Below are 8,882 nucleotides of genomic sequence, written 5' to 3'. Positions count from 1 at the left end.
CCTCCCCGCCCCCCCCCCCCCTCCCCCCCCCCCCCCCCCCCCCCCACCCCCCCCCCCCCCCCCCCCCCCCCCCCCCCCCCCCCCCCCCCCCCCCCGCGCCACCACTTGGGGAGCAGATGATGAGAAAGAGACTGGCCACCGCGGCGGGAGCGCTGCTGGCCTTCGCCGCCTCGCTACTGGCCGCACCGTCCTCCGCGCAGGCGCAGACCCGGGCACCGGCGCCGGCCCAGGCGGCCCCGGGCTTCCACGTCGCCGACGGCCGGCTGCTGGACGCGAACGGCGCCGACTTCGTCCTGCGGGGCGTGAACCACGCGCACGCCTGGTACCCCACCAGGACGGCACAGGCGCTGAAGGACATCAAGGCCCTGGGCGCCAACTCCGTGCGCGTCGTGCTCGCCACCGGCGACCGGTGGACCCGCAACGACACCGCGGACGTCGCCGCCGTCGTCGCGCAGTGCAAGCAGAACCGGCTCGTCTGCGTCCTGGAGGCCCACGACACCACCGGTTACGGCGAGCAGGCCGGAGCCGTGACCCTCTCCCGGGCCGTGGACTACTGGACCGGTGTGAAGGACGCGGTGCAGGGCCAGGAGAAGTACGTCATCCTGAACATCGGGAACGAGCCGTACGGCAACACCGGCTACGCGTCGTGGACTTCGGACACCGCCAACGCCATCGCCCGAATGCGCGCGGCCGGATTCCGGCACACGCTGATGGTGGACGCCCCGAACTGGGGCCAGGACTGGTCCTTCACCATGCGGGACCACGCGGCGGAGGTATTCACCGCGGACCCCGAGCGCAACACGGTCTTCTCGATCCACATGTACGGCGTGTTCAACACCGCCGACAAGGTCAATAGTTACCTTAATCGGTTTACTTCGCAGCGGCTTCCCATTGTCGTAGGGGAATTCGGCGACATGCACTCGGACGGCGATCCGGACGAGGGCGCCATCATGTCCGCCGCGCGGCAGCTCGGCGTGGGCTACCTCGGCTGGTCCTGGAGCGGCAACGGCGGTGGCGTCGAGTACCTCGACATGGCCACCGGCTTCGACGCCGCGCGCCTCACCGCCTGGGGGCAGCGCGTCTTCTCCGGTGCCGACGGCATCAAGCAGACGGCCAAGGAGGCCGGGATCTTCGGCGACGGCGGCACCACTCCGGCACCCGCGAGCTGCTCGGTGGACTACCGCCTCAGCGACTGGGGCACCTCGTTCAACGCGGACGTCACCATCCGCAACACCGGCACGACGGCCGTCAAGGGCTGGCAGCTCGCCTTCGCCTTCCCCGGCAACCAGAAGCTCGGCTCGGTCTGGAACGCCAAGGCCGTGCAGCAGGGCAGCGAGGTGCGGGCCACCCACGAGTCCTGGACGGAGACGATCCCCGCCGGCGGCTCCGTGAGCTTCGGCTTCAACGGATCCTCCACCACCGCCAACGGTGTCCCGGCCGCCTTCACCCTCAACGGCGGCACCTGCGCGAAGGGCTGACCCCGGCCCGGCACGCCGAAGGGCCGCGTCCCCACCGGACGCGGCCCTTCGGCACGCTCTCCGCACGCCCGGGCCGGGGCCCCGGCCCGGGCGCACCGGACGCGGAACAGCCCGCACCGGCCACGGAAGGGCACGAGCCCACCGCCCGCAGGACCCGGGTCCGGGCCCCTCCGGTGGGCGAGCCCGCGACCGGCCGGCCCGCCCGCCGCCCCCGTTCGCCCTACCCGCCCGCCCCCGGTGCCGGTGCGGTGGAGCCGCGCGGCGTGAGGGACGGGGTCGGGACCTGGTGGCCGTCGGTGGGGGCGCCGCCGAGCACGTCGAAGAGGACGCGTGCCACCTCGGCACCGAAGTGGTGCACGTCGTGGCTCATGGCCGACAGGGTCGGGTGGGTGATCCGGCACAGCTGGGAGTCGTCCCACGCCAGCAGCGACAGGTCGTCGGGGACGGTGAAGCCCATCTCGGCCGCGACGCCCGCCCCGGCGACCGCCATGATGTCGTTGTCGTAGACGATCGCGGTCGGCCGGTCGGCGGCGAGCAGCAGGGTGCGGGTGGCCCGGGCGCCCTCCTTCTCGTCGAAGCCGGTGGCGATCTGCCGCGCCTCCTCCAGGCCCAGTTCCCGGGTCGTGTCGGCGAAGGCGCGGGCCCGGATGACGCTGTGCCCCAGGTCGGCCGGGCCGCCGACGCGGGCGATGCGCCGGTGGCCGAGGGCCGCCAGATAGCGGACGGCCTCGGCGACCGCCGACGCGTCGTCCGTCCACACCGCCGGGAACGTGCCCGTGAGGCAGGGGTGGCCGACGGCGACCGCCGGCATGCCCAGCCCCTGCAGGGCGGGCACCCGGGGATCGTCCTCGCGGAAGTCCACCAGGATCGCGCCGGCGATCATCCGGCCGCGCCACCACTCCTGGTAGAGCGCGATCTCCTCGTCGAGGTCGCGCACCAGCCGCAGCAGCAGGGAGCAGGACCGCTCCGCCAGGACGCTCTCGATGCCCGAGATGAAGTCCATGTAGAACGGCTCCAGGCCGAGCAGCCGGGCGGGCCGGCACAGGGCCAGCCCGACGATGTCGACGCGCTGGCTGGACAGGCTGCGCGCGGTGGCGCTGGGGGCCCAGCCCAGCTCCCGGGCCGCCGCGAAGATGCGTTCGCGGGTGGCGTCGGAGACACCGGGCTTGTGGTTGAAGGCGAGCGACACGGCCCCCTTGGACACCCCGGCCCGCGCCGCGACGTCCTTGATGGTGACGCGTTCCCCGGTCCCGCTCACACGATGTCCACGCAGAACAGGGCGGCCTTGACGGCGTCGACGGTGACCGGGCCGCAGCCCTCGAGCCGCAGGCGCGTGCGCTCGCCGGGCAGGAGGGTCTGCCGGCCGCGGTCGCAGACGGCGGCCGGACCCAGCCGGTCGGGCTGGAGCAGGAGGTCTCTGACGAGGGTCTGGGCGCTCACCACGACGTCGACTCTATCCCCCTGTCCGGAAACGGGCTCCAGCGTGACGTCGTACCGGGGCCGCGGGTAGGCGAAGTCCTTGTCGGGGACGGGGAAGTGCAGGGCGCGCAGCCCTTCCCCGCCGTCGGCCCCGTCCGGGCGGGGGGACGCGCCCGCGTCCGCGACCAGGAACTCCCTGGCGGTTCCCGGGTCCGGGACGAGGTGCCCGGGGACCGCGGTCCGGGCGACGGAACGGGGCTGTGCGGCCAGCTCGAGCACGGCCTCGCCGACCGTGGTGCCGTCGGCGTCCAGTCGCCGCAGGGTGACCGTCGTCCGCCAGGGCGTGGCGGCCTGGTTGACCGCGGCGAGCACCAGGCCGTCGGGGTCCGGGCACAGGGTGAGCAGCCGGTCGGCGTAGACGCGGCGCAGCTCGTGGTAGAGCGGCTTGGGCCGGCCGTCGCCGTCGATGGCGGCCCAGGAGGTCACCGGCCAGCAGTCGTTGAGCTGCCAGACGATCGTGCCCGCGCACACCGGCCAGTGCGCACGCCAGTGCTCGATGCCGGCCGCGACGGCACGGGCCTGCACGAGCTGGGTGAGGTAGTGCCAGCGGTCGAAGTCGTCCTCGGGCAGCGGGAAGTGGCGGGCGACGCCGCGGTTCAGCTTGCCGTTGCCGTCCTCGGCCTTCTGGTGGTGCAGCATGCCCGGGGAGTCGGGCGCGAGGCGTTCGCCGGGCAGCGCGCGGCGCAGGGTGGCCAGGGCGGGCGGGGCCTGCCAGCCGAACTCGGCGACGAAGCGGGGCACGCTCGCCCGGTACTCGGCGTAGTCCTGGCGGTTCCACACCTCCCAGGAGTGGTGGGTGCCGTGGGCGGGGTCGTTGGGGTGGTGGTCCCAGGAGCCGGACCAGGGGCTGCCGGCGGTGTAGGGGCGGGTGGGGTCGAGTTCGGCGACGACGCGGGGCAGCAGACCCAGGTAGTAGCCCTCGCCCCAGGAGTCCCCGGCGAGCGGCTCCTCCCAGTCCCAGTCGCGAAAGCCCCAGAGGTTCTCGTTGTTGCCGTTCCACAGCACCAGCGAGGGGTGGGGCATCAGCCGGACAACGTTGTCGCGCGCCTCGGCCTCGATCTCCCCGCGCAGCGGCTGTTCCTCCGGGTAGGCGGCGCAGGCGAAGAGGAAGTCCTGCCATACCATCAGGCCCAGTTCGTCGCAGGCGTCGTAGAAGGCGTGGTCCTCGTAGATGCCGCCGCCCCAGATCCGGACCAGGTCCACTCCCGCGTCCGCGGCCTGGGCGAGGCGGGTGCGGTAGCGCTCGGGGGTGATCCGGGAGGGGAAGGCGTCGTCGGGGATCCAGTTGACGCCCCGCGCGAAGATCCGTACGCCGTTGACGACGAGGGTGAAGCCGGTGCCGTGTTCGTCGGCGGAGCGGTCCAGTCCGATCGTGCGGAAGCCGATCCGGCGGTGCCAGGTGTCGAGCGGGCCGCTGTCGTCGCTCAGGGTGAGATCCAGGTCGTACAGGGGCTGTTCGCCGTACCCGCGCGGCCACCACAGGCGCGGGTCGGCGACCTCCAGGCCGAGGACCGTCTCGTCGCCGGTCAGTTCGGCCTCGGCGCGGACGCCGGCCGCCTCGGCCGTGACGCGCAGCCGCTTGCCCCGCCCCCGCTCGGTGCGTTCGACGCGCAGCCGCACCTCGACGCGGCCGGTGCCCTCGGCCACGGTGACCAGGGGGCGCACCTCGGCCAGGCGCGCGGTGGACCAGTGCTCCAGCCGGACCGGCCGCCAGATGCCCGCGGTCACCAGGGCGGGCCCCCAGTCCCAGCCGAAGTTGCACGCCATCTTCCGGATGTACTGGCTCGGTTCGGGATACACGTTGGGCCGCTCCCCCGTCACCGCGCGGACGGCGGCCGCCTCGTCGTAGGCGGAGGCGAAGCGGACCTCCAGTTCGCCGGTGCGTCCCGTGACGTCGAACCGGTAGGTGCGGTGCATGTTGCGGGTGGTGCCGAGGGGATGACCGGCGAGGGTGAGGGTCGCGGCCGTGTCGAGGCCCTCGAAGACCAGGTCGGTGCGCTCGTGGCCGCTGTCGTGGCCGAGCCCGCGGACATAGGTCCAGGCCCGGCGGCCCACCCAGGCGACGTCCGTCTCGTTCCGGGCGAGGAAGGGGTCCGGGATGGCCCCGGCGGCGAGGAGGTCGGTGTGCACACAGCCGGGCACCCGGGCCTCCAGCACCTCCTCGCCGTGGCGCAGGCTCCAGCCCTCGGTGAGCGGGGTGACGTCCTTCATGGTGCGGCTCCAATCGCCTGACTCAGGCCGGTCGACGGACAACGGCGCACAACCTAACGCGCTGATCAGGAGGCTGTCCATAAACCGGTCTAGCTACGCCACCGTAACGAGGCACGACGGAATCCGCATGTCACAGGATCACGACTCGCTCGACGGTAACGATTGCGCATCACGCTGGAAATTGAAGCTTTACCGGTTCACCAGTGGCTGACATAGTGCCGACATCCCACTCGCAGAAGCTGAGCCGCAATCCTGGAGGAGCTGGGCACATGGGGAAGAACACGACGTTCGCGGGACGTCGGTGGCGCGGCGGGCTGCTGGCCGCCGCGGTGCTGACCGTCGCCGGATGCAGCGGCGGGGGCACGGTCTCCGGTGAGACGGCGAAGGCACCGGCCGACCCGGCCGACGCCTCGGGCACGATCAAGGTCCTCACCCACCGCACCGACCTCGTCCAGAACGGGACGATGGCCCGGTACGCCGAGGAGTTCAACAAGGTCTACCCCGAGGTGAAGGTGAAGTTCGAGGCCCTCACCGACTACGAGGGGGAGGTCAAGATCCGGATGAACACCGACGACTACGGTGACGTCCTGATGATCCCGGCCGCCGTGGCCAAGAACGACTACCCGAAGTTCTTCGCCCCGCTGGGCACCGCCGCCGAACTCGGCGGCACCTACCGGTTCAGCGACAAGACCGAGGTCGGCGGCAAGGTCTACGGAATCGCCCAGTTCGGCACGGCCAACGGCTTCGTCTACAACAAGGCCGTCTGGAAGAAGGCCGGCGTGACCGCCTGGCCGACCACTCCTCGGGAGTTCCTCGCCGATCTGAAGGCCGTCAAGGCGAAGACGGACGCGGTGCCCTACTACACGAACTTCAAGGACGGCTGGCCGCTGACCGCCTGGAGCAACAGCATCGGGTCCGTCACCTGCGACGCCAAGGCAGGAGACAAGCTCGCCGGTGCCGTCTCGCCCTGGCGCGAGGGCGGGGAGCTGAACGTGATCGACTCCCTGCTCCACGACGTCGTCAAGGGCGGTCTGTCGGAGAAGGATCCCAACACCACCAACTGGGAAGCCTCCAAGGGCATGATCGCGCAGGGCAAGGTCGCCACCATGCAGCTCGGCTCCTGGGCCATCACCCAGATGCGCGACGCGGCGAAGAAGGCCGGCGCCGACCCGGACGACATCGGGTTCATGCCGTTCCCCGTGCGGAAGGACGGCAAGTACTGCGCCGTCCTCGCCTCCGACTACCAGCAGGCCGTCAACGCCCACTCCTCGCACAAGGCGGCGGCGCGGGCCTGGATCGACTGGTTCACCCAGAAGTCGGGCTACTCGGCCAAGGAGGGCGCCGTTCCCGCCCTGAAGTCCGCCCCCATGCCCGGCACGTTGAAGGACTTTGTTGACAACGATGTCAACTTCCTGGAGCGTTCCGAGGCGAAGACCGGCGAGGTGAACGCGATCGACAACGCGGCCGAGATCGGCCTGAACAAGCCCGACTACCGCCAAAAGTTGATCGACCTCGCCCGCGGCGCACAGCACGGCAGTCTCGCCGGCTTCTTCGCGGACCTGGACAAGCGGTGGAACGAGGCGGCGCGGACCGCCGGTTCCTGACCGGTACCGGACCGGACCGGCCGTCCCCGGCCGGCGCCGGCCCCGGCCCGCCGGTTCCCGACCGGCGCCGGACCCGACCGATTCGACCGGACGCCGCCGCCGGCCCCGTCCGCACCGGACGGGGCCCGCCGCCGCCGTATCCCCCGCGCAGACGGAAGGCCGAGATGACCGAGACGACCCACACGGCGCCCGCCAAGGTGCCCCGCGCCGCCGCATCGCCCGGCAGGGCGCCCGCCCCGGACGGCGGCCGCCACAGCGGCCGCGTGCTGCGCCGGCTGACCCCCTGGCTGTTCCTGGCCGTCCCCCTGGCCCTGCTGGTGACGTTCACCTATGTGCCGGTCGGGAACATGATCTACTACAGCTTCACCGACTGGGACGGCGTCAGCCCCGACCGCCACTTCACCGGCGTCGGCAACTACGAGCAGATCTTCACCCGGCCCGAGCTGTTCCGGGTGTTCTTCGTCAGCTTCTACTACCTCGCCGCCTCGGCCGTGCAGATCGTGATCGCCCTCTACTTCGCGACCGTGCTCAGCTTCGACCTGCGGTTCCGCAACCTGTTCAAGGGGATCCTGTTCTTCCCCTACCTGATCAACGGCGTGGCCATCGGCTTCGTCTTCCTGTACTTCTTCCAGGACGGCGGCACGCTCGACTCGGTGCTGTCCTGGTTCGGCGCCGGCTCCGACCACGCCTGGCTCGGCGACCCCGAGTCGGCCAACACCTCCCTGGCCGGGGTGTCCGTCTGGCGGTTCACCGGGCTGAACTTCGTGCTGTTCCTCGGCGCGATCCAGTCGATCCCGGCGGAGCTGTACGAGGCCGCCCAGCTCGACGGGGCCTCGCGCTGGCAGCAGTTCCGGCACATCATCGCCCCGAGCATCCGGCCCGTGGTGAGCCTGAGCGTCATCCTGGCGGTCTCCGGCTCGCTGTCGGTGTTCGAGATCCCCTACATCATGACCGGCGGCGCGACCGGCACGACGACGTTCGTCATCCAGACGGTCAAGCTCGCCTTCCAGTTCAACAAGACGGGCCTGGCCTCGGCCGCCGCCGTCGTCCTGCTGCTGATCATCCTGCTGATCACCTGGATCCAGCGCCGCCTCGTGCCCGACGAGAAGGTGGACCTCGTATGACCTCGCCCCTGCCCGCCCGCCGCCGGATCGGCCCCGCGCTGACCTACCTGTCGCTGATCGTCGCCTCGCTGGTCGTGCTGGTGCCGCTCGTCGTCGTCTTCCTGACCTCCCTGAAGACCTCCGAGGAGGTGGCGGACGGCGGTGCGCTGTCGCTGCCGGGCGACTGGCTGAACTTCGGCAACTACGTGACGGCGTTCAACGACGGCAAGATGCTGTCCGCCTTCGTCAACACCACCGTCATCCTGCTGTTCTCCATCACCGGCACGGTGCTCATCGGGTCGATGACCGCGTACGCCATCGACCGCTTCCACTTCCGGGCGAAGAAGCCGGTCATGGCGCTGTTCCTCATCGCCACGCTGGTGCCCGGGGTCACCACCCAGGTGGCGACCTTCCAAGTGGTCAACAGCTTCGGGCTGTTCAACACCATCTGGGCGCCGGTCCTGCTGTACATGGGCACGGACATCGTGTCGATCTACATCTTCCTGCAGTTCATCCGCGGCATCCCGGTGTCGCTGGACGAGGCCGCGCGGCTGGACGGGGCCAACTCCCTCACCATCTACTGGAAGATCATCCTGCCCCTGCTGAAGCCGGCGATCGCCACGGTCGTCATCATCAAGGGGATCACCGTGTACAACGACTTCTACATCCCCTTCCTCTACATGCCGTCCGAGGACCTCGGCACCATCTCCACCGCGCTGTTCCGCTTCAAGGGCCCGTTCGGCGCGCACTGGGAGAACATCTCGGCCGGAACGATCCTCGTGATCGTGCCGACCCTCGTCGTCTTCCTCTTCCTCCAGCGCTACATCTACAACGGCTTCGCCCAGGGTGCGACGAAGTGACCCGCGGGGCCCCGCCGCACCGCCGCGGCCGTGCCGGTGCGGGGGGGGGGGGGGGGGGGCGGGGGGGGGCGACTCACTCTCCACTACACGCCCGTGGGGGTGGTGTTCGGAGGAGTGGTAGGCGGTACCTTCTTGCCTACCGCATAC

At 71.1% G+C, this 8,882-nt stretch carries 6 protein-coding genes; 4 read left to right on the top strand and 2 right to left on the bottom strand.

Features of this window, described 5'->3' with window-relative positions:
- The first annotated feature begins 119 nt into the window (after window positions 1–119).
- Window positions 120–1,478: a cellulase family glycosylhydrolase gene (locus ACZ4W9_RS22575; protein ID WP_467938553.1), complete on the top strand. Its 1,359-nt coding sequence runs from the start codon at window positions 120–122 to the stop codon at window positions 1,476–1,478.
- 220 nt (window positions 1,479–1,698) lie between these two features.
- Here the strand turns inward: ACZ4W9_RS22575 and ACZ4W9_RS22570 are convergent, their stop codons facing one another.
- Window positions 1,699–2,736, bottom strand: a complete 1,038-nt coding sequence (locus ACZ4W9_RS22570) for a LacI family DNA-binding transcriptional regulator (protein WP_467938537.1) — start codon at window positions 2,734–2,736, stop codon at window positions 1,699–1,701.
- Window positions 2,733–5,168, bottom strand: a complete 2,436-nt coding sequence (locus ACZ4W9_RS22565; RefSeq protein ID WP_467938536.1) for a glycoside hydrolase family 2 protein — start codon at window positions 5,166–5,168, stop codon at window positions 2,733–2,735. Before ACZ4W9_RS22565 ends, ACZ4W9_RS22570 begins: the two co-directional genes overlap by 4 nt.
- A 269-nt stretch (window positions 5,169–5,437) precedes the next feature.
- Here ACZ4W9_RS22565 and ACZ4W9_RS22560 point away from each other — a divergent pair, with 269 nt between their 5' ends.
- The 3 genes from ACZ4W9_RS22560 (at window position 5,438) to ACZ4W9_RS22550 (ending at window position 8,735) form a co-directional block, all read left to right on the top strand.
- The gene (locus ACZ4W9_RS22560; protein ID WP_467938534.1) at window positions 5,438–6,772 is read left to right on the top strand and encodes an ABC transporter substrate-binding protein; all 1,335 of its coding nucleotides are present in this window, start codon (window positions 5,438–5,440) and stop codon (window positions 6,770–6,772) included.
- Between the two features lie 164 nt (window positions 6,773–6,936).
- Window positions 6,937–7,896 carry a carbohydrate ABC transporter permease gene (locus tag ACZ4W9_RS22555; protein ID WP_467938532.1) on the top strand — a complete coding sequence of 320 codons (960 nt, stop codon included), beginning with the start codon at window positions 6,937–6,939 and terminating at the stop codon, window positions 7,894–7,896.
- Window positions 7,893–8,735: a carbohydrate ABC transporter permease gene (locus ACZ4W9_RS22550; protein WP_467938530.1), complete on the top strand. Its 843-nt coding sequence runs from the start codon at window positions 7,893–7,895 to the stop codon at window positions 8,733–8,735. Before ACZ4W9_RS22555 ends, ACZ4W9_RS22550 begins: the two co-directional genes overlap by 4 nt.
- The last annotated feature ends 147 nt before the right edge of the window (window positions 8,736–8,882 follow it).

The organism is Streptomyces sp. NPDC029296 (assembly GCF_055569255.1).
This window is presented reverse-complemented; position numbering and strand designations above follow the sequence as displayed.

Coding starts and splice junctions, on each gene's coding strand:
- ACZ4W9_RS22575 (WP_467938553.1), top strand. CDS start 120: ATGAGAAAGAGACTGGCCACCGCGGCGGGAGCGCTGCTGGCCTTCGCC.
- ACZ4W9_RS22565 (WP_467938536.1), bottom strand. CDS start 5,168: ATGAAGGACGTCACCCCGCTCACCGAGGGCTGGAGCCTGCGCCACGGC.
- ACZ4W9_RS22560 (WP_467938534.1), top strand. CDS start 5,438: ATGGGGAAGAACACGACGTTCGCGGGACGTCGGTGGCGCGGCGGGCTG.
- ACZ4W9_RS22555 (WP_467938532.1), top strand. CDS start 6,937: ATGACCGAGACGACCCACACGGCGCCCGCCAAGGTGCCCCGCGCCGCC.
- ACZ4W9_RS22550 (WP_467938530.1), top strand. CDS start 7,893: ATGACCTCGCCCCTGCCCGCCCGCCGCCGGATCGGCCCCGCGCTGACC.